The sequence below is a fragment of the Pseudomonas sp. PDM10 genome, assembly GCF_014852295.1.
Classification (GTDB): domain Bacteria; phylum Pseudomonadota; class Gammaproteobacteria; order Pseudomonadales; family Pseudomonadaceae; genus Aquipseudomonas.
The window spans coordinates 46,149-65,654 of sequence record NZ_JACVBJ010000007.1; the positions used below are offsets into that span (position 1 = coordinate 46,149).

A 19,506-nucleotide genomic window follows, 5' to 3' on the forward strand; every position below is an offset into this window, starting at 1 on the left:
TTAATCCCACTGGGGGGCGATGCCTTTGGGGCTGGTCAGTCGCTGGCCACGATCCAGACCCGCAATCAGCGCCATGTCGGCATCGCTCAAGGTCAGTGTGCGGGCGTGCAGGTTGCTTTGCAGGTTGGCGCGTTTGGTCGACGAGGGGATCACTGCGTAACCCAGTTGCATGGCCCAGGCCAACGCGACGTGTGCCGGCGTCGCCTGCAGGCGATCGGCGATCTGCTGGATCACCGGGTCTTTCAGCACTTCGCCGTAAGCGAGGGTCATGTACGAGGTGATCTGGATGCCCTGGCTCTGCGCGAATTCGACGACCTTGCGGTTTTGCAGGTACGGGTGCAGTTCGATCTGGTTGGTCGCGATGTGTTCGGCACCGACCGCGGCGATCGCCTGTTTCATAAGGTCCACGGTGAAGTTGGACACGCCGATCTGCCGGGTCAGGCCCAGTTGTTTGGCTTCGAGCAGGGCGCCCATGAATTCCTCGACCGGCACTTGATCTTCCGGGGACGGCCAATGGATCAGTGTCAGGTCCAGGTAGTCGGTTTGCAGCTTTTGCAGGCTTTCCTTGAGGCTGTCGATCAGGCGATCCCTGGCGAAGTTGGCCACCCAGATCTTGCTGGTGATGAACAACTCGTCACGGGCGATGCCACTGGCGGCAATGGCTTCGCCGACCTCGGCTTCGTTCTCGTAGATTTGCGCGGTATCGATGACCCGATAGCCCAGTTCCAGGCCAGTGCTCACCGAATCGATGACCACCTGGCCTTGCAAGCGAAACGTACCAAGGCCGAATGCGGGAATAGACATCAATGACTCCAGGGGTTGCAGTGGGAATGGGCACGAGTATCCGCGTCTGCCCCCATGGGAAAAACCGCTGGATCGGCAAAGCAATGTTTACCGCAAGTCATGAATCGGGGGGCAGTCTGGGGGATTGGTAGTGTTTGGTCGGACGCTATCGCGAGCAGGCTCGCTCCCACATTGTATTTGCGTACACCATAGATTCACTGTGGGAGTGAGCCTGCTCGCGATAGCCGCGACTCGGTTTAAGGTCCTTACCCCCGTGTTCGGGCTTCTAGGCAATATCGCTGTGGCTGAATTCCTCGCCCAGAAAGTCGATCAATGCGCGCACCGACGGCAGCAGCCCACGGCGTGACGGGAAAATCGCGTGGACGATCCCGCACTTGGGGGCCCAGCCCGGCACCAGTTCCACCAGTCGGCCCGCGGCAATGTCATCGCGCACCACCACACTGGGCAGGTGAGCGATGCCGATCCCGGCTACCACGGCATGACGCAGCGCCAATAGGTCATCGGTGACCATTCGTGGCGCATGCCGGATCACCGCGCTGGCGCCATTGGCCCCAAACAATTCCCACTGATACTCACGCTGCGCCGCGCCCCAGTGCAGGCTTGGCAACCCGCTGAGGTCGGCCGGGGAGGCCGGTGATGACAGGCGCGGCACAAAGGCCGGACTGCCCACCAGGCACTGGGTGCTGTTGCCCAGCACCTTCATCACCATGTCGGTATTTTCCAGCGGCGGAAAGCGCACCCGCAGGGCGATGTCGAACCCCTCGTGGATCAAGTCGACCCGGCGGTTGGTGCTCTCGATGAACAACTCCACCAGCGGGTACTTGAGCATGTAGCGAGTCAGCATCGGCCCGACCCAGGAGTTGAGCAGCGCGGTCGGGCAACTGATGCGCACCAGGCCCTGGGGTTCGGAGCGGTTGCGTTCGATCAGTTCGGCAGCGCTTTCCGCTTCCACGCGCATGGCCAGGCAACGCTGGTAATAGGCCTGGCCGATTTCCGTCAGTGAACAATGCCGGCTGGTGCGGTGCAGCAGGCGTACGCCGAGGCGCTCTTCGAGCTCGGCTATGCGCCGGCTCAGCTTCGACTTGGGCATGTCCAGCGCCCGGCCGGCCGGGGCGAAGCCGTGGTGTTCCACCACTTGGGTGAAGTAGTAGAGGGTGTTGAGGTCTTCCACCATCGTTCTCCATATAGAACGCTAAGGCTGATTTTTGCAGTCTAGTGCATCAAAGGGTTCAGTTTTAAGCTTTGTCCATCGCGTCACATACCAGATTCGGAGGCGGAATGAAAAACATCATCGGTATCTACACCAGCCCACGGACCCATTGGGTCGGCGACGGTTTTCCGGTTCGCACGCTGTTTTCCTACGACAACCTGGGCAAACACATCAGCCCGTTTTTGCTGCTCGATCACGCCGGTCCTGCTGAATTCACCCCGACCACCGAGCGTCGTGGCGTTGGTCAGCATCCACACCGCGGTTTCGAAACCGTGACTATCGTTTACAAGGGCGAACTGGAACACCGCGACTCCACCGGCAGTGGCGGCAAGATCGGCCCAGGCGATGTGCAATGGATGACCGCCGCCTCGGGGATTCTCCACGAAGAATTCCACTCCGAAGGTTTCGCCAAAACCGGCGGCACCCTGGAAATGGTGCAGCTGTGGGTCAACCTGCCGGCCAAGGACAAAATGGCCGACGCCGGTTACCAGACGATTCTCGATGGCGACATCCCGAGCATCGCGCTCAAGGACCAGGCCGGCAGCCTGCGCTTGATCGCCGGTGAGTTCGATGGCCACACCGGCCCGGCGCGCACGTTTACCCCGATTGACGTCTGGGACCTGCGCCTCAACGGCGGCAAGTTGCTGACCCTGGACCTGCACGAAGGTCGTAACACGGCACTTGTAGTGTTGCGTGGCACGGTTCAGGTCAACGGTGTGGAACTGGTGCGCGAAGGGCAGTTGGCGTTGTTCGAACGCAATGGCCAGCAGCTCAGCCTGGAAGCCAATAACGACGCTGTCGTGTTGCTGCTCAGTGGCGAGCCGATCGACGAGCCAATTGTCGGTCACGGTCCGTTCGTGATGAACACCGAGCAAGAGATTCACCAGGCCTTTGCTGACTTCCAGTCAGGCCGGTTCGGTCGGATGAGCGGTTGAACTCAATGTTGTAACGCTGTGGCGTGTCGGGCGAGGGCGACTAGCCTTGCTTGGCCGCGTTTTAACGAACTATCAGGTTTCTCTCACGCCGACCCGTTCGGCATCGATAAAAAGCGAGGATTACTCCCATGACTACCTCTTACAAACGTCTCGACAAGGATAACGCCGCCGTTCTGTTGGTTGATCACCAGGCGGGTCTGCTTTCTCTGGTGCGCGACATCGAGCCGGACCGTTTCAAGAACAACGTGTTGGCCCTGGCTGACCTGGCCAAGTACTTCAAGTTGCCGACCATCCTCACCACCAGTTTCGAAACCGGTCCCAACGGCCCGCTGGTGCCCGAGCTCAAAGCGCTGTTCCCGGATGCGCCGTACATTGCCCGTCCTGGCCAGATCAATGCCTGGGACAACGAAGACTTCGTCAAGGCAATCAAGGCCACCGGCAAGAAACAACTGATCATCGCCGGCGTAGTGACCGAAGTATGCGTGGCGTTCCCGGCGCTGTCGGCACTGGCTGAAGGCTTCGAGGTGTTCGTGGTGACTGACGCTTCCGGCACCTTCAACGAACTGACCCGTCAATCGGCCTGGGACCGCATGTCGGCCTCCGGCGCGCAGTTGATGACCTGGTTCGGCCTGGCCTGTGAGCTGCATCGCGACTGGCGCAATGACGTGGAAGGCTTGGCCACGTTGTTCTCCAACCACATCCCGGACTATCGCAACCTGATGACCAGCTACAACACCCTGACCAACAGCAAATAAACCTGACAACTTAGATCCCCTGTGGGAGCGAGCCTGCTCGCGATAGCGGTCTGACAGTCACCCTCAATGGTGACTGGCATGACCTCATCGCGAGCAGGCTCGCTCCCACATTGGTTTTGCGTTAAATCCTCCTACAATGTGGCCAATCTGTGAGATCTTCGCGCCAATGGTCCTTGCTGGAGTTGCTTGATGCTGTCACTGCTTACCGATCACCCATTGATCTGCGCGATGGCTTTGATCCTTATCGATCTGGGGCTGTGGCGCCTGCTCAGTGCCAATGGCAGCAACTGGAAACTGTTGGTGCGGCTGGTGATTTTTTCGTTGTTCAGTGTCCTGCTGTTCAACGAAGGTCTGAACCCCATGGAAACGGCGCCCTGGGCCGACAACGTGCCGCTGCACCTGGCCGCCACCGGATTGCAGATCGGCTGGTGGCTGTTCGGCGCGCGTACCCTGACGGTGCTGATCGGCGCGGTGATGATGCAACGGGTCGGGCACACCGGGCGCTTGCTCCAGGATTTGCTCGGCGCGGTGATTTTCCTGATCGCGATCATCGCGGCTTTGGCGTACGTACTCGATCTTCCGGTCAAGGGTGTGCTGGCGACTTCAGGCGCATTGGCGATCATCGTCGGCCTGGCCTTGCAAAGTACCCTCAGCGACGTGTTCTCCGGCATCGTCCTCAACACCACCAAACCCTATCAACTGGATGACTGGATCTCGATCGACGGCACCGAAGGTCGGGTCATCGATATCGACTGGCGCGCGACGCGCCTGCAAACCTCGCAAGGCAGCATGGCGGTGATTCCCAACTCGCTGGCGGCCAAGGCCAAGATCATCAACTTCAGCCGTCCCAGCGACATTTTTGGTGTCTCCATCAGCCTGCAACTGAGCCCGCACGCGCGTCCGCAAACGGTGATCGACGCGCTGGAACGGGCGATGCAAGGGTGCCGTTATCTGTTGAGCAAACCGGCGCCGTGTGTCGCGTTGAAAGGCTCCAGCGCCACCGGCGTGGAATACGAGATCAGTGGTTTCGTGGTCTCCATGGACCAGAAGCGCATGGTCCGTAATCTGCTGTTCGACCTGGCATTCCGGCACTTGCAGGCCAGCGGTGTCAGCCTGTTGTCGAACGTCGAACCCAATGCACCTGCCAACCTGTCGCGGCCACGGGCATTGCTGGAGGCGTCGAACATTTTCTCGACCCTGCGTCAGGAAGAGAAAGAAACCTTCAGCCAGAACATGACCCTGCAAAACTTCCGCGCCGGTGAAATGATCCTGCCAGCGGGGGAGGTCAGCGATCATTTGTTCATCATCGAATCCGGTGTCGTGTCGGTGGAGCTAAGCCGTGGTGGGGTCAAGTTCGAGTCCGGGCGCATGGGGCCGGGTGAGGTGATCGGCGAGGGCGGTATTTTGTCCGATACGGCGCTACCGGCGGACTTCAGCGCCAAGACGTTCTGCAGCTTGTACCGGATCGAGAAGGAATACCTCAAACCGTGTCTGGATGCGCGACATGACATCAGCGAAGCGATGAAGGCGTTACTGGATTTCCGCTTGAACAAGGCGCAGACGTTGACTCAGGAAGCGCCTAGGGTTGTGCAGAAGAAGGGGTTTTTGCAGTGGCTGCGCAATCGAGCGTAGGGGCTTGAAGGTCATGGGCGCGGGTGTGGCAAAGGCATTTCGGATGAGGACGACATGGGCAGGAGGTACCCCATTGGCATCCTCAACTTCCCAATAATTGGCTATTTGCTGCATCTCAGTGCGGGATTAACGTAGCTCCACGCCCTTTATGACTGGAGCCCACCATGCAGCCGCGTATCGATTTCTACACCGCTTCCCCCGATGCACTCAAAGCCATGATCGCGCTGGAAACCGCTGTTTCGAAGCTGCCTCTGGAAAAAACCTTGATTGAACTGGTCAAGCTGCGCGCCTCCCAGATCAATGGCTGCGCCTTCTGTGTCGACATGCACACCGCCGATGCCCGCAAGGGCGGTGAAACCGAACGTCGGCTGTACGCGGTGTCGGTCTGGCGTGAAACGCCGTTCTTCACACCCCGTGAACGTGCGGCGCTGGCCTGGACCGAATCCTTGACGCTGCTGAGCCAGACCCACGCCCCTGACGAAGACTACGAACTGGCCACCGCGCAATTCACGCCTAGGGAAATGGTCGACCTGACCGTGGCAATTTCCACCATCAACAGCTGGAACCGCCTGGCAGTAGGCTTCCGCAAAATGCCTCAGGAGTGACACCTGGGCTCAATGAGCATCGGCACTCGGCGCGGCCGGTGGTTGCACCTTGCGCATCAAGGGCACCATCGCCGTGGCGATGATGAAGCAGACCATGATCATCAGAAACGCGTCGCCGTAGGTTTGCGTCTGCGCTTCGCGGTAGGTCAGCAGCCACAGCTGATGCAGGCTGGCGGTGACACCCGCGTCACCGCTTTGGCCAAGGGCGGCGAAGTTGTTGCCGACCTGGGACAGCCACTGATTCAGTGCTTCATTGGTGCTGTTGAGGTTTTCCGCCAACCGGGTGAAGTGCAGGTTGGTGCGGTCATTCAGAATGGTCGCGCACGCGGCGATGCCGATGGCACCCCCCAGGTTTCGCATCAGGTTGAATAACCCCGAAGCATGTTTGAGCCGCGCCGGTGCCAGACCACCCAAGGTCAACGTCACCGCCGGCGGCACCGCCAGTTGCTGGGCAATCCCGCGCAGTGCTTGCGGAAGCATCAATTCCTTGGCCCCCCAGTCATGGGTGATCGGGCTGAAATCCCACATCGACAACGCGAACAGTCCAAGGCCGATCATCATGATCCAGCGCAGATCGATGCGGTTGGCCAGAAAGGCGTACAGCGGAATCGCCATGATCTGGAACACCCCGGTGGAGAAAACCGCCAGACCAATGTCCAGCGCGCCATAGCCACGCACCCGGCCGAGAAACAGCGGCGTCAGGTAAATGGTGGCGAACAGGCCGATGCCGGTGACGAACGAAAAGAAACAGCCAAGGGCGAAGTTGCGGTCTTTCAGGGCGCGCAAGTCGACGATCGGGTTGGCGACGTGCAAGGTTCGACCAATGAACGCCAGGCCGGCCAGTCCGCTGATCCATGCCGTGGTCAGAATCGTGCTGTCGCTGAACCAGTTCCAGCGCGGGCCTTCTTCGAGGGTGTATTCCAGGCAACCGAGAAACAGCGCCATGAACACCATGCTCAAGTAGTCGGCGCCTTTGAGCAGCGACAATTCCGGCTGGTCGATTTTTACCAGCATCGGCACCGCCACCGCGACGAAAATCCCCGGCACCAAATTGATGTAGAACAGCCAGTGCCAAGAGGAAACATCGGTAATCCAGCCGCCGATGACCGGCCCCAGGGTCGGTGCCAACGACGCCACTGCGCCAATGGTTGCAGCCGCGATCACTCGTTGTTTGCCGGTGAAGAAAAAGAACGCGGTGGTGAACACCAGCGGGATCATCGAACCGCCGAGAAACCCTTGCAGGGCGCGGAAGACGATCATGCTCTGAATGTTCCAGGCCGCGCCACACAGCAGGCTGGCCAGGGTGAAACCCACCGCTGAAGCGCAGAACAGCCAGCGCGTCGAGAACACTCGGGACAGCCAGCCGGACAGCGGGATCACAATGATTTCGGCGATCAGGTAACTGGTCTGCACCCACGCTGTTTCATCGGTGCCGGCCGAGAGCCCGCCGCCGATGTCGCGCAGCGAGGCCGAGACGATCTGGATATCCAGCAGCGCGATGAACATGCCGATGCACATCGTGGCGAAGGCGAACACCTTGGTCGCCGTTGCCATGTCGGCGGCATTGAACGGTTGCGCGGGGGCGGCGAGGGCGCGGCTCATGGCGCGCTGGCCACGGCCGGGGTTGCAGGTTCCTTGCGAGTGTCCACTTCAGCGGTGACCGACAGGCCCGGACGCAGATGGCCGAGCACTCCATCGGCCGGATCAAGCACGATGCGCACCGGCACCCGCTGAACGATTTTAGTGAAGTTGCCGGTGGCGTTTTCCGGCGGCAGCACACTGAACTGCGAACCACTGGCTGGCGCGAGGCTGTCCAGATGACCGTGGAATTCCTGCCCCGAAAGCACGTCGGCATGAATGATCACCCGTTGCCCCGGTGTCATTCGCGATAGCTGATCTTCCTTGAAGTTGGCATCAACCCACAGCCCGCTGGCCGGTACCACTGACAGCAATTGCGAACCGGCCTGGGCATAAGCGCCGACCCGCGCCCGGCGATTGCCGATCACGCCGTCCACCGGGGCCTTCAGTTCGGTGTAACCCACATTCAACTGCGCCAGATCACGTTCGGCACGGGCCTGCATCAGCGCGGCGCGGGCTTGTTGTTTCTGGGTTGCGATCACATTCAACTGACGTTGTGCGGCGAGCAATTCCGCCTGGGCCCGGGCGCTGAGGGCTTGGGCGGTCTTGAAGGTGGCGTTGGCGCGTTGGGCGCTTTCCACCGAGACGGCGTTGCTGCCGACCAGTTTTTTATAGCGAGCATCGTCATCCCGTGAACGGGCGGTTTCGGCGCCGGCGGCATCGATCCCCGCGCGGGCCTGGCCGATCACCGCGTGTTGCAATTCTTCGGTGGCATCGAGATTGGCGAGCAGCGCTTCTTCGGCGGCCACCGCACCTTCGGCCTTGGCCAGGTTGGCGCGGTAATCGCGGGAGTCGAGACGAATCAGCACATCGCCGGCCTTGACCTTCTGGTTGTCGGTCACCAACACCTCTTCGATATAACCCGCCACCTTCGGCCCGATCACCGTCACATCGCCGCCGATGTAGGCGTCGTCGGTCTCTTCGATGAAACGGCCGGCGGTCCACCAGTGAGTCCCGTACAGCCCGGCGAACACCAGGGCAGCAATGACCGCAGTCAGCAAGATCAACCGTTTGAGCAGGGGAGGCTTGGGTGTGCTCACCGAGACAGCAAGGTCGGGTTCAAGGGTGGGCATGCTGGTCATGGAGATTACCTGTGGGAAACGGGTCCTTATTACGCGTGTAATATGACGTAGGTAATATTTTGTGGCAATTGATTTTTGTTGCCGGTCGTCAGGTGGTTACCAAGCGCCTGAGGTGATGCCGGTCACGTTCTGGAAGAAGGTGATGAACGCGCTGTCACTTACAAACCCGAGGTCGAAGGCGCTGTAGCCAATGTCCCGCCCGGTCGCGAGCAGTTCGATGGCGCGCATTAGCCGCCATTGCTGATAGCTAATGCCGTCTTCACGCTGGAAAATTCACCCGATGGTTCGGCCGCTGGCGCCGATCTGTTGTTCCAGGACTTGAAGCTCCGGTGGCAACTGCTCGAGCATTGCGAGCAGCGTCCGTGGCGTCAACAGCCAGCCAAATGAGCATTAGCCAATCTCCATTTGAAGCTGAATGTCAGTTCACAGTCGGAGTTGTTTGCCTTGTTGATCGAGTGGTTGCGCCAGCATCAAAAGATCGCAACCTGCGACAGCTCCTACTGGGGGATGCAGTTCCATGTAGGAACTGCCGCAGGCGTCTTTGCGACAGGATCTGTAGAACAGGCATATTGACCAACTGCGGTATGATTGCTCTGTCCATTAGTCAGTAGTTACTAATGGAACTGCTAGTGTATTGGGCTTACGCTCACGGCTGGGCTAAGGAAGTCTATGTGATAGCCGGAAGATCCATCACCAATAGCTAAATGAACCCCACTGATACCTTCATTCATCTGTGAGTTTATTTTGTAGTCAATACTTGACGCGATAGCCTCGTTTACCCCGATTGCAAACTCGGTCAGCTTAAGCCCGCGAGAACCAGCCGCAAGGTCCAAAAGTTTTATATGTTCCTCGTTTTTTACTTTCAGTGAGGTAATGATGTTGTCTTGAACTGATAAGAGTGCCCCTTCCTCCGATATGCGATCACTCAGCCATCTTAATGAGGTTTTCAATCCTACTGGCAATGTCGGGTTAGGTTTTCTCAGTACTGTCAGTATTCCCGCGATTTTCAGAGTTCCGCTAAAAGAAAACGGGCAAGATTCTTGTGGATTCATGTGTGCATAATGAACTTCAAAAAATTCCGCCACAGACTGAACAAAGTCGTGTTCTATGTCTTCGGCAAGTAGTGCGTATGGTTGTGCGTGAGGGAAAATAGTCACGCGCGCATCAGCGTCATTACCAGACAGGAAAAAGGATTCATTTGAATTGAGCATGTTCAACACGGATCGCTGTGTGCATAAGGCATGTTCAAAATTGCTGCTCAGCAAGAGCTCCAAGCTGTAGAGTGCACTAGCTAAGGAAGGCTCGAATACTTGCGTTGCGCAAAAAACGCTTTTTTTATTTTTTGTATTTTTTGCAATATCAAACGTCAATTTTGCAGCGTCATTACTAAAGGAAAAAATAATACTATTTTTTGGTAGCTTATCAATCTCAGAAATATTTTCCGTGTTGAAACCTAGGTGGCCACATTCTCTGAGAAAGTCTTCTGAGTCTGAAATTATTGATAACTCCCCCCGACCAAAGAGCGTCGATATCATTTTTGATCTTGGCATAATATCCTCCTGTTTATTTTCAATGAGCGGCAAGAGAGTTCTTGTCGCTCATTGGTGTTATTTACTCTCCAGTGTGGGCCCACGCCAGAGGTGCCCAACCAAAATTATCCGGGCCAGAAGTGATTCGGTTGAGTTTCTCTGTGATGATATTTTTATTTTTCATCTGATCTTCCTTTTTCATTTTGTTGGTTTGTACTCCCTGAAATGTTTGGGAGTGGACTAATTAATACAGGATTTTTTTACGTGTTAAAGGATTTGTTGGGGTTTTTTTAGAATTAATTTGACTGTTATCGTTTTCGTAAAGCTCTACAGGTTATTTGTGTAGGGCGTGTCTGTAGTCCTGTTCTGAAAATCTAATATTTTTCATTTTGGGGTTGTGGCTGATGACCTAATGTAGTTAGGTTGGTTTATGGGGGGTTGTTTTTTGAAAGCCAAATGTTCAGCTGATAATAGAGGGTTATATAGTGCATGCATCAAAGAAATACCTGACAGATATATCTGTCCATCAAGCCCTGCTACTGGTTGATCTTACCGAGGCAAGCACTCCCGATCACGCCGTCCGACTATTGCTAAATGAAGTTCTTCAGGGGCTTGCTGAAAAAGGCTGGCCCCAAGCGCAACTTCAGACCGGACCGCGAATTGTGTCTGCTGAAGAAAATTACGGTTTGCTGGGTTATGACCCAGCAGAGGTCACTCTTGGGAGTGAACACACCCGTTGGGTCGATGAGTGTTCTCTTTTGCGTACACAAACCACCAGTCAAATTCCGGCGGCACTTCAGCGTGCGGCCCATGTGCGGCAACCGGGGGAGACGATATTGCTGGCCGCGCCAGGTATCACTTTTCGTCGAGACAGTCGGGACCGTTGGCATTGCGCAGAACCACATCAAATGGATATTTGGGTGCTGGGTGATCCGGAACTGTCGACGCATGACCACTTGTTGCGTCTGGTCAGCGATATCCTCAAAACAGCCGTTCCTGACAAACGCTGGGTCTACAGCGATAGTCCGCATCACTACACGGAGGGTGGGATCGAAGTGAATGTGTTGAATGACGGCACTCCGGTCGAGGTGCTGGAGTGCGGTCGTATTGCTACTTCTTTGTTAGAGCGTTTGAAGATTGATCCGCTGCGTCATGGAGGGCTGGCGCTCGGGATGGGGTTGGATCGACTGACCATGCTGCGCAAGGGAATTCCGGATATTCGCCTGTTACGTGATCAGAACGTACGAGTACAGGCGCAGATGCATGATTTGAATCCCTGGAGCGCTGTATCACGTTTGCCTTCGATTGCTCGTGATATTTCGTTGGCGGTAACGCCGGGGTTAAGTGAGGAAGTGTTGACCGAAAGGATGTTACAAGCTGCTGGCGACAACTCTGACTGGATCGAGGAGATGCAGGTCAAGGGACGTTGGGGATTCTCGGATTTACCTGTGCAGGCAATTGAACGCCTCGGACTGTTGCCGGGCCAGGAAAATGTGCTTCTGCGCGTTGTACTGCGTGATTGTTCGCGATCAATCACTACCCACGAGGCGAACGCCTTATATGCGAACATTCAGTCAGCGTTGCATGAAGGTGCGCCGGGGGCGGGTTACAGAATGGATCTTCCCAAGGCTTGAAACCGCAGCACAGAAATGACACAAACGGAAATCGGAGACGATCATTTCGGAAACCTCCCACACCCAGGATTTGAGCTTCCCGGTAGGGTCAACGGCCCCCGGCGTCCTGCCGGGGCACCTCCAAGGAAGAACGAACCATGACCAGAAAGGCCGTTATCGTTTTCAGCGGCGGACAAGACTCAACCACCTGCTTGATCCATGCATTGCCGATATACGATGAAATTCACTGCATTACCTTTGATTATGGCCAGCGCCATCGTGCGGAAATCGAAGTGGCGCAACAGCTTTCAAAACAGCTTGGCGTGAAGGTGCACAAGGTATTGGACACTTCGTTGTTAAGCGAACTGGCCATTAGCAGTTTGACGCGGGACCACATTCCAATTGCAAGGAGCACGGGGGAGGGCGTGCCTGATACGTTCGTGCCTGGCAGGAATATTCTGTTTTTAACGTTGGCTTCTATTTATGCCTATCAAGTAGGCGCTGAAGCTGTCATCACAGGTGTGTGTGAAACAGAGAGCTCTGGCTACCCGGATTGTGGTGATGAGTTTGTTAAGGTGTTGAATAGCGCCATTCAGTTGGGCATGGACTATAAGGTACGAATCGAAAGGCCGCTTATGCGGCTTAGTAAGGCAGAGACTTGGGCTTTGGCTGATTACCATAAGCAACTGGATTTGATTCGTTACCATACATTGACTTGCTATAGCGGGATAATGGGAAGTGGGTGCGGTGGCTGTGATGCGTGTGCTCTTCGTGCGAAAGGATTAAGTGAGTTTCTCGAAAGCAGAGTGAAAGTTTTGAATAGTCTGAAAATCAAACTAAAACTGTAAAAGTAGTTTACTGCGAGTAGAGGGTCATTAACGGCAACCCCCTACTTTTTGTGTCGTTCGGGTTGCGTTCGCAGAATGTTTGCGTTTGGAGAGGGGGTCCATAGTGAGCTGGACGCCTTCTCTTCGTATTGTCGATCAATTAAGCCGTAACCCGAGCTGGCGAAGCCTGCGTTCGGTTCGGGCCGCGTTCGGACGTAGCGGTCGTAAAACCTGAGTTTGCGGTCTTCCTGAAACACCGCAGCGGTTATGACTTAGGCGCGCAGCTATTGAATTTGAAAGTCGGTGCCGGGGTGAAGAACATTTTCGACAAGCAGTACTTCACCCGTTCCAGCGACAACAATTCGGGGATGTACGTTGGCGCTCCGCGCACGTTCTTTGTGCAGGCCAGCGTCGGGTTCTGAGGCCGAGGTGACTTCATCGCGAGCAGGCTCGCTCCCACACTTGATCGGCGTCGAACACAGACAATGTGTGCCCCGAAGATCCTTGTGGGAGTGAGCCTGCTCGCGATGCTTTTAGACCTTCAACACCTTCCCACCAATGGCCACCGCCACCAGCAACACCGCCATCAACCCGAAGGCAAAACTCAAACTGCTGCCATGGGCGATAAACCCGATCAACGCAGGCCCCGCGAGAATGCCGGCGTAGCCCAACGTGGTAATGGCTGGCACGGCGACGCTTTCGGGCATCACCGTCTGTTTGCCCACTGCGGTGTACAGCACCGGCACAATGTTCGAACAACCCGCCCCCAACAATGCATAACCCACCAGCGCCGCTTCCCAGCTCGGGGCGAAGGTCGCCACAAACAGGCCCGTTGCGGCCGTCAACCCACCGAACACAATTACCCGCGTGGCGCCGAGACGACGCACGATCGAATCACCGGTCAAACGCCCGACGGTCATGGTCAACGCGAACGCCGCATAACCCAGTCCCGCATACGCGGTGTCGATCCCGCGCTCCTGCGCCAGGAACACCGCGCTCCAGTCGAGCGCCGCGCCTTCGGCGAGGAACACGATGAAACACATTCCGCCGATGAACAGCACGATGCCATGGGGAACGGCAAACGCCGGCCCCGAACTTTCGCTGCCGTAAGGCAAGAGGTGCGGCGCGGCCTTGGCCAGGGCGATCAGCAGCATCACGATCACCACCAGCGTCGCCCCCAGCGGTGAAACCCCGAAGCCGAGCAAGGCACTGACGCCCGCCGCACCGACAATCCCGCCGAGGCTGAACAGCCCATGGAAGCCCGACATCATGGTCTTGCCGCTGGCCCGTTCGACGATCACCGCTTGCAGGTTCACCGTCGAATCCACCGTGCCCAACCCCGCGCCGAACATGAACAACGCGGCAATCAACGCCGGAATCGACGTCACCGTCGCCAACAGCGGCAGGGCCGCGCAGATCAGCAACACCCCGGCGCTCACCACCCGGCGACAGCCGAAACGCGTGGCCAGAAGCCCCGCCATCGGCATCGCCAGAATCGACCCCACCCCCAGGCACAACAGCAGCAAACCGAGCGTCCCTTCATCCAGCCCGGCCCGAGCCTTGGCGTAGGGCACCAGCGGCGCCCACGCGGCGATGCCGAAACCGGCAATAAAAAAGGCGATGCGCGTGGACATCTGTTCCAGGCGTCCGGGAACAAATGCGGTTTGAGTGTTGAGGTTGGTCATATCAATCCTTGGCAAAAAACGTCGCGTCCCCAAGGGACAGTGATCGACCTGCGAGGGTTCGATATTCAGTCCGCGGGATTGGCAGTCAGGCAGGGCGCCATCGTTGCACAGCGTGACCCTCTGCCGCGAGCGCAAGTGCCGACATTGTCCGGTTGGAGGCGATGAAGGGAAAAATCGACGGTTGAAAATAGCGTCGATGCATTTTTCCATTGGTAACGAGGTCGTTGGTCAACGAGCAACAAAACGCCTCACCTCGACGACCTGAGTCCCTTCCACCTGAACATGCAAAAGCGCCGCTGGAAGGGAATGCTCACCGTCGAAACACTCAACAATCACGGTTTTGGCCGCTGTCGCCTGCACCGAAAGATGATGTGATTGGCGCAACAGACGTTTGATCGCGGCACTCAGGGGAATGGGCGAATGGCCCTTGCGAACTTGCTCGCAAAACGCCAGCGCCACCTCGCGCGGTGCAGGCGGGGGCGGCGAAACTATTCCTGCTTCATCAAACAGTCGGTTGAGCTGGTCGGCCGCGGACACGGCTCTCGGGAAACCGGCGAATGCTGAAGCTTGCAGCAATATCCCTGTCATCTCTCCCGGTGCGAGCCCCGAAGCCAACCCCGTCTTGAAGTGCACACTCAAGGGTGGCCCCACCATCCCGGCCGCGACAATTGCGGCGAACGATACCGCTTCGCGCAGACGTGGGTCCAAGTCCGGACGGCCATGCAAGTAACCGTAAACAACGCCGACCGCCAGCTCACCCAGGGCCGGAACCGTTCGAAAGAGTGCGTCCAGTCGGGCGCCTCCGTCTGGCACCAGGTCGATAAAGATTTTTCGGCCCTCGCGGTACAGCGTGGGTATGGGAGCGTCTGGGTGTTTGCTGCTCATGGGGTGTTCCGAGCATGAATAAAGAATTTCACTCTGGGCCCGGTCTGAAAGATTGTCTGCTGTCATAAGTGACAGGTTCAGCAGATTTGTTCGCAATAAGAGGTGATCGGTCTATAACGGAAATGCTTGCGGAACGCCTTGCGCGTTTACGCCCGGGCGGTATTTCATCGCCGGACATTGACGCCTAAAGTACAGGCACTTTCTGGCTGACTTCAGGACCGATCCATGACGCCGTTCTACGATGCTCGAGGCAATATCTATGCGGTTGTGGCGCCTGACGCCGTGCGCCGGGGCGGTATCAATCTGCCCGAGCAGGCCAGTCGCGCTGCGCAAATTCGTGCGGCATGGACGGTTTCGGCTATCGAGGCCTTCTGCGGCTGGGCACCCGGTACACAACCGCCAGGCAGCAAGGATCATCGCTGCGATGGCTTGCTGATCGGGCCGTTTCAAGACTCGCCACCGTTTGATCTGCTGATCGTCAACACCGACGGCACTCTTGCCGAGCGCAGTGGCAATGGATTGACGATTTTCTCTCAAGCCCTGAGTGAACAAGGGCTGCTGCCGGGGGACGAGGTTTGTTTGCTCAGGGTTCATCACGACAAGGCTGATGCGGCTTCACCGGTGGGCACGTCGGTGAAACCGGCCGAGGTCGAGGGTGTGAAAGGGTTTTGGCTGGATCTGGGCAAACCCTCGTTCGGGCCTGATGCGGTGAGGGCAAAAGGGGTTGAAAGCGTGCTGTTCAACGGTCGCGACGTCAGCCATGTGCAGGCGTTGTCGGCGCTTGATTCCTCCTGGTCTCGAAGCCAGTTCGTGCGTATCGGCAATCCGCATTGTGTGACGCTTTTAGACAACGCCGATGCATTGCCGAGCAATGAGCAGATGCGCGAGCCGGGGTTGTCCGAAGGGCTGACGCGTATCGCTTACGCCACACCGACCGGGGCGGGGGAGCCGTGTGCTGCTGGCGTGAATCTGCAATGGGCGATGCATGAGTCTGAAGGGCGAGTCGTCGCGCGGGTATTCGAGCGCGGAGAAGGGCCGACGGCGTCGTCGGGCACCAGCGCCAGTGCGGTGGCTTGCGCGGCGTGGCGGGTGGGTTGGGTCGGTGCCGGGGAGGTGAAGGTGGTCATGCCTGGCGGTACGGCGCCGATTTTGTTGGAGGAATTAGAGGGGGAATTGAGTCGGGTCAGGCTATTCGGTACGGCTCGATTGATGGATTGAATTAAAGATTGCCTTCGCGAGCAAGTCGAATCGTCGCACCGCCGCTCCCACAGTGGATCTGAGTGTACTCAGCGTTTGCGTCCACTGGAGATCTACTGTGGGAGCGGCGGTGCGACGATTCGACTTGCTCGCGAAGGCGTCAGCCCAGCCAACGCAAATCTCAGCTCTGATCGCCGAAGAACTCGACCACCGGCATCTGCCACAGTGGATCTGAGGTGTACTCAGCGTTTGCGTCCACTGGAGATCAATTGTGGGAGCGAGCCTGCTCGCGATGAGGTAAGCCCAGCCAACGCAAATCTCAGCGCGGATCGCCGAAGAACTCGACCACCGGCATCTCCCACAGTGGATCTGAGGTGTACTCAGCGTTTGCGTCCACTGGAGATCAATTGTGGGAGCGAGCCTGCTCGCGATGAGGCAAGCCCAGCCAACGCAAATCTCAGCTCTGATCGCCGAAGAACTCGACCACCGGCATCTGCCGCTTCATCAACACCTTGCCATCGCGCACCGAATACAGCGGCAGGCCCTGGCTGCGGATCACCTCGTAATCGCTGTCCGCCGACAGAATCAGCAAATTCGCTGGCCGTCCGCGTTCCAGTCCATAACGATCACCCAGGTTCATGGCCTTGGCGCTGTTGTCGGTGACCAGGTCCAGCGCGCTTTGCAGGTTGCGGTAACCGAGCATGTGGCAGATGTGCAGGCCGGCTTCGAGCACTCGCAAGATATTGCCGTTGCCCAGCGGATACCACGGATCGACGATCGAGTCCTGACCAAAACACACGTTCATCCCCGCTTCCAGCAACTCATTCACTCGGGTCACGCCACGGCGTTTCGGGAAGTTGTCGAAGCGCCCTTGCAGGTGAATGCTTTCGGTGGGGCAGGAGACAAAACTGATCCCCGAATGCCCGAGCAGGCGAAACAGTTTGGCGCAGTAAGCGTTATCGTAAGATCCCATCGCCGTGGTGTGGCTGGCGGTGACCCGTGAGCCCATGTCGCGGCTGCGGGCTTCTTCAGCCAGTACCTCAAGAAAGCGTGAGTGCGGGTCGTCGGTTTCATCGCAATGCACGTCCACCAGGCAACCGGTGCGCTCAGCCAGGTCCATCAGGAATTTGACTGAACTCACGCCTTGATCGCGGGTGTACTCGAAATGCGGAATACCGCCGACCACATCGGCGCCCATGCGGATCGCTTCTTCCATCAGCTCGCGACCGTTGCGGTACGACTCGATGCCTTCCTGCGGGAACGCAACAATCTGCATGTCGATCAGGTGACGGCTTTCCTCGCGCACTTCGAGCATCGCCTTGAGCGCGGTGAGCTGCGGGTCGGTGACGTCGACGTGGGTACGCACGTGCTGGATGCCGTGGGCGGCGAGGGTCTGGATGGTTTTCTTGGCGCGGGTTTTGGTGTCCTCTTCGGTGATGGTCACCTTGCGCTCGCCCCAGCACTCGATGCCTTCGAACAGCGTGCCGCTCATGTTCCAGCGCGGTTCGCCGGCGGTGAGCGTGGCGTCGAGGTGGATGTGTGGCTCGACGAAGGGTGGCACCACCAGGTTGCCGCCGGCGTCCAGATCATCGGGGCCCAGGGTCGGCGCTTCAGTCTGTCGGGCGATGTTGCTGATCAGGCCGTTTTCCAGGTGCAACTCATGCAGGCCATCTTGGTTGCGCAGGCGGGCATTGATGATGTGCATCAGGCGAATCCTTTTATAGATCTTGTAATGGTGCGTTGGCAGTACGGGCACCCAGCACGCCGGTCAGTACCACATACGTTAACGCGGCAGCGGCAATTCCTACCAGTGGCGCGACCCACGGTGAACTGAACGCGGTAACGGTGCCGACTGCGTAGGCGGCCAAACCGGGCCAATTGAACGCCGGCAACCGGGCGTCGACCAGGCGTGGATATTGACCACGATAGCGGTAGAAGAAGTCCGCCATGATCACGCCGCCAATCGGTGGAATCACAGTGCCCAGCAGAATCAGGTAGGGCACCAGCAGGTCGTACATGCCCAGCAGGGCAAGCAATGTGCCGATCACCGCGCCCGCCAGGGTCACGGTTTTGCGACGGCCAGTGCGCAGCAGGTTGCAACCGGCGACGGCGAAGTTGTAGATGGTGTTGTCCTGGGTACTCCAGATATTGAGCAGCAACATCGCCATCGCCGCCATGGCGAAGCCTTGCAACAGCAACACTTCGACCACGTCCGGTTGCTGGTAGACGATGGCGCCATAGGCCCCGATCAACACCATCAGGCCGTTGCCGATGAAGAAGCCGATCAGGCTCGCCAGTACCGCGACGCGTGCTGAACGGGAGAAACGCGTCCAGTTGGTCGCCTGGGTTGCGCCGCTGACAAAGGTGCCGAACACCAGGGTGATTGCGGTCGACCAATCCAGTGTTCCCGTCGGGACTACCGCGAGCAAACCGTCGAGGCCGCCGACCTTCACCGTGGCCACCCACATCGACAGCATCAGCAGCAACATCATCGCCGGTACGGCGATGTACGACAGAATCTCCAGGCCGCGATAACCGACATACGCGGTCGCGCAAAACACCAGGCCGAACAGCACCATCAGCCCGAGAACGGTGCCCTCGCTCAATTCGAAATACTTGCCCAGCACCACGGCGGCAGTAGCTGTGCCCCAAGCGTACCAGCCGATCTGGGTAAAGCCGAGGATCAGGTCGCTGAGCTTGCTGCCCACTTCACCGAAGCAAAAGCGTCCCATCAGCACCGAGTTCAGACCGCTCTTGAAGGCGATGTAACCCAGGCCGGCAGCGTAGATCCCCAGCAGCAGATTGCCGACGATAATCACCGCCATCATCTCGCCGAAACTGAACGCCACACCGAGCTTGCCGCCGGCAAACATGGTCGCGGTAAAAAAGGTGAAACCCAGCAGCACCATGGCCGTTGAGGCCAGGCCTTTGCGGGCATGCATCGGGACTTCGCTGAGGGGGTAATCGTTGCCGGGATCGTTCTGCGTCATGGGGCGTTCCTTGCTGAATGAGTGACGCGGGGGCGTGTTGCAGTGGTCGTGCCAAGCGTGGGGTGGTGTAGTTATTTATAGCCGAGCCGACGGAGTTGGCTTGAGGAAGGGCGCGAAAG

At 57.9% G+C, this 19,506-nt stretch carries 16 protein-coding genes and 3 pseudogenes; 9 read left to right on the plus strand and 10 right to left on the minus strand.

From position 1 onward, the window contains the following. Both dkgB and IB252_RS23345 read right to left on the minus strand, forming a co-directional pair. Complete coding sequence (dkgB, locus tag IB252_RS23340; protein WP_192410410.1) at nucleotides 1-804, minus strand: 2,5-didehydrogluconate reductase DkgB; 804 nt, start codon at nucleotides 802-804, stop codon at nucleotides 1-3. Nucleotides 805-1,069: 265 nt separating this feature from the next. After that, complete coding sequence (locus IB252_RS23345; RefSeq protein ID WP_008152202.1) at nucleotides 1,070-1,978, minus strand: LysR substrate-binding domain-containing protein; 909 nt, start codon at nucleotides 1,976-1,978, stop codon at nucleotides 1,070-1,072. A gap of 104 nt (nucleotides 1,979-2,082) precedes the next feature. Here IB252_RS23345 and IB252_RS23350 point away from each other — a divergent pair, with 104 nt between their 5' ends. The 4 genes from IB252_RS23350 to IB252_RS23365 all read left to right on the plus strand — a co-directional run bounded on the left by IB252_RS23350 (nucleotide 2,083) and on the right by IB252_RS23365 (nucleotide 5,941). Next, nucleotides 2,083-2,949: a pirin family protein gene (locus IB252_RS23350; protein WP_192410411.1), complete on the plus strand. Its 867-nt coding sequence runs from the start codon at nucleotides 2,083-2,085 to the stop codon at nucleotides 2,947-2,949. Nucleotides 2,950-3,077: 128 nt separating this feature from the next. Then, complete coding sequence (gene ycaC / locus IB252_RS23355) at nucleotides 3,078-3,704, plus strand: isochorismate family cysteine hydrolase YcaC (protein ID WP_074878621.1); 627 nt, start codon at nucleotides 3,078-3,080, stop codon at nucleotides 3,702-3,704. 189 nt (nucleotides 3,705-3,893) lie between these two features. Beyond that, nucleotides 3,894-5,336 carry a mechanosensitive ion channel family protein gene (locus IB252_RS23360; protein WP_192410412.1) on the plus strand — a complete coding sequence of 481 codons (1,443 nt, stop codon included), beginning with the start codon at nucleotides 3,894-3,896 and terminating at the stop codon, nucleotides 5,334-5,336. Between the two features lie 164 nt (nucleotides 5,337-5,500). After that, on the plus strand, nucleotides 5,501-5,941 hold the full coding sequence (locus tag IB252_RS23365) for a carboxymuconolactone decarboxylase family protein (RefSeq protein WP_192410413.1): 441 nt from the start codon (nucleotides 5,501-5,503) through the stop codon (nucleotides 5,939-5,941). A 9-nt stretch (nucleotides 5,942-5,950) separates the two neighbouring features. Here the strand turns inward: IB252_RS23365 and IB252_RS23370 are convergent, their stop codons facing one another. From IB252_RS23370 to IB252_RS23380, 3 genes and pseudogenes are all read right to left on the minus strand, one after another. Then, the gene (locus tag IB252_RS23370; protein WP_192410414.1) at nucleotides 5,951-7,543 is read right to left on the minus strand and encodes a DHA2 family efflux MFS transporter permease subunit; all 1,593 of its coding nucleotides are present in this window, start codon (nucleotides 7,541-7,543) and stop codon (nucleotides 5,951-5,953) included. Beyond that, nucleotides 7,540-8,661 (minus strand): HlyD family secretion protein, encoded by a 1,122-nt coding sequence (locus tag IB252_RS23375; RefSeq protein ID WP_192410415.1) that lies wholly within the window; start codon nucleotides 8,659-8,661, stop codon nucleotides 7,540-7,542. Before IB252_RS23375 ends, IB252_RS23370 begins: the two co-directional genes overlap by 4 nt. 96 nt (nucleotides 8,662-8,757) lie before the next feature. Beyond that, nucleotides 8,758-9,018, minus strand: a pseudogene (locus tag IB252_RS23380) (helix-turn-helix domain-containing protein); the annotation flags it as partial. Here IB252_RS23380 and IB252_RS30470 point away from each other — a divergent pair. Continuing rightward, nucleotides 9,009-9,132: pseudogene (locus IB252_RS30470) on the plus strand (LuxR family transcriptional regulator); the annotation flags it as partial. The pseudogenes IB252_RS23380 and IB252_RS30470 sit on opposite strands and share 10 nt — an antisense overlap. Before the next feature lie 155 nt (nucleotides 9,133-9,287). On the opposite strand, the gene IB252_RS23385 reads toward IB252_RS30470, so the two are convergent. Further along, on the minus strand, nucleotides 9,288-10,211 hold the full coding sequence (locus tag IB252_RS23385) for a hypothetical protein (RefSeq protein WP_192410750.1): 924 nt from the start codon (nucleotides 10,209-10,211) through the stop codon (nucleotides 9,288-9,290). Nucleotides 10,212-10,675: 464 nt separating this feature from the next. Here IB252_RS23385 and IB252_RS23390 point away from each other — a divergent pair, with 464 nt between their 5' ends. The 3 genes and pseudogenes from IB252_RS23390 to IB252_RS23400 all read left to right on the plus strand — a co-directional run. Next, nucleotides 10,676-11,824, plus strand: a complete 1,149-nt coding sequence (locus IB252_RS23390) for a hypothetical protein (RefSeq protein ID WP_192410416.1) — start codon at nucleotides 10,676-10,678, stop codon at nucleotides 11,822-11,824. Nucleotides 11,825-11,961: 137 nt separating this feature from the next. Further along, entirely contained in the window at nucleotides 11,962-12,651 is a 690-nt protein-coding gene (queC, locus tag IB252_RS23395; RefSeq protein WP_192410417.1) for a 7-cyano-7-deazaguanine synthase QueC, read from the plus strand. Between the two features lie 236 nt (nucleotides 12,652-12,887). Next, a pseudogene (locus tag IB252_RS23400) lies at nucleotides 12,888-13,052 on the plus strand (hypothetical protein); the annotation flags it as partial. A gap of 111 nt (nucleotides 13,053-13,163) precedes the next feature. On the opposite strand, the gene IB252_RS23405 reads toward IB252_RS23400, so the two are convergent. Then, on the minus strand, nucleotides 13,164-14,315 hold the full coding sequence (locus IB252_RS23405) for an MFS transporter (protein WP_192410418.1): 1,152 nt from the start codon (nucleotides 14,313-14,315) through the stop codon (nucleotides 13,164-13,166). A 228-nt stretch (nucleotides 14,316-14,543) separates the two neighbouring features. Further along, nucleotides 14,544-15,200: a carboxymuconolactone decarboxylase family protein gene (locus IB252_RS23410; RefSeq protein ID WP_192410419.1), complete on the minus strand. Its 657-nt coding sequence runs from the start codon at nucleotides 15,198-15,200 to the stop codon at nucleotides 14,544-14,546. A gap of 225 nt (nucleotides 15,201-15,425) precedes the next feature. Here IB252_RS23410 and IB252_RS23415 point away from each other — a divergent pair, with 225 nt between their 5' ends. After that, nucleotides 15,426-16,418, plus strand: a complete 993-nt coding sequence (locus IB252_RS23415) for a diaminopimelate epimerase (protein WP_192410420.1) — start codon at nucleotides 15,426-15,428, stop codon at nucleotides 16,416-16,418. Between the two features lie 436 nt (nucleotides 16,419-16,854). On the opposite strand, the gene codA is transcribed toward IB252_RS23415, so the two are convergent. Together codA and codB are read right to left on the minus strand one after the other, a co-directional pair. Then, nucleotides 16,855-18,102, minus strand: coding sequence for a cytosine deaminase (codA, locus tag IB252_RS23420; RefSeq protein ID WP_123368400.1), 1,248 nt, complete (start codon nucleotides 18,100-18,102; stop codon nucleotides 16,855-16,857). Nucleotides 18,103-18,115: 13 nt separating this feature from the next. After that, entirely contained in the window at nucleotides 18,116-19,387 is a 1,272-nt protein-coding gene (gene codB / locus IB252_RS23425) for a cytosine permease (protein ID WP_192410421.1), read from the minus strand. Nucleotides 19,388-19,506 lie beyond the last annotated feature (119 nt).

What these genes read in the sequence shown, in the direction of transcription:
- dkgB (WP_192410410.1), bottom strand. Translation starts at nt 804, where the DNA reads ATGTCTATTCCCGCATTCGGCCTTGGTACGTTTCGCTTGCAAGGCCAG.
- IB252_RS23345 (WP_008152202.1), bottom strand. Translation starts at nt 1,978, where the DNA reads ATGGTGGAAGACCTCAACACCCTCTACTACTTCACCCAAGTGGTGGAA.
- IB252_RS23350 (WP_192410411.1), top strand. Translation starts at nt 2,083, where the DNA reads ATGAAAAACATCATCGGTATCTACACCAGCCCACGGACCCATTGGGTC.
- ycaC (WP_074878621.1), top strand. Translation starts at nt 3,078, where the DNA reads ATGACTACCTCTTACAAACGTCTCGACAAGGATAACGCCGCCGTTCTG.
- IB252_RS23360 (WP_192410412.1), top strand. Translation starts at nt 3,894, where the DNA reads ATGCTGTCACTGCTTACCGATCACCCATTGATCTGCGCGATGGCTTTG.
- IB252_RS23365 (WP_192410413.1), top strand. Translation starts at nt 5,501, where the DNA reads ATGCAGCCGCGTATCGATTTCTACACCGCTTCCCCCGATGCACTCAAA.
- IB252_RS23370 (WP_192410414.1), bottom strand. Translation starts at nt 7,543, where the DNA reads ATGAGCCGCGCCCTCGCCGCCCCCGCGCAACCGTTCAATGCCGCCGAC.
- IB252_RS23375 (WP_192410415.1), bottom strand. Translation starts at nt 8,661, where the DNA reads ATGACCAGCATGCCCACCCTTGAACCCGACCTTGCTGTCTCGGTGAGC.
- IB252_RS23385 (WP_192410750.1), bottom strand. Translation starts at nt 10,211, where the DNA reads ATGCCAAGATCAAAAATGATATCGACGCTCTTTGGTCGGGGGGAGTTA.
- queC (WP_192410417.1), top strand. Translation starts at nt 11,962, where the DNA reads ATGACCAGAAAGGCCGTTATCGTTTTCAGCGGCGGACAAGACTCAACC.
- IB252_RS23405 (WP_192410418.1), bottom strand. Translation starts at nt 14,315, where the DNA reads ATGACCAACCTCAACACTCAAACCGCATTTGTTCCCGGACGCCTGGAA.
- IB252_RS23410 (WP_192410419.1), bottom strand. Translation starts at nt 15,200, where the DNA reads ATGAGCAGCAAACACCCAGACGCTCCCATACCCACGCTGTACCGCGAG.
- IB252_RS23415 (WP_192410420.1), top strand. Translation starts at nt 15,426, where the DNA reads ATGACGCCGTTCTACGATGCTCGAGGCAATATCTATGCGGTTGTGGCG.
- codA (WP_123368400.1), bottom strand. Translation starts at nt 18,102, where the DNA reads ATGCACATCATCAATGCCCGCCTGCGCAACCAAGATGGCCTGCATGAG.
- codB (WP_192410421.1), bottom strand. Translation starts at nt 19,387, where the DNA reads ATGACGCAGAACGATCCCGGCAACGATTACCCCCTCAGCGAAGTCCCG.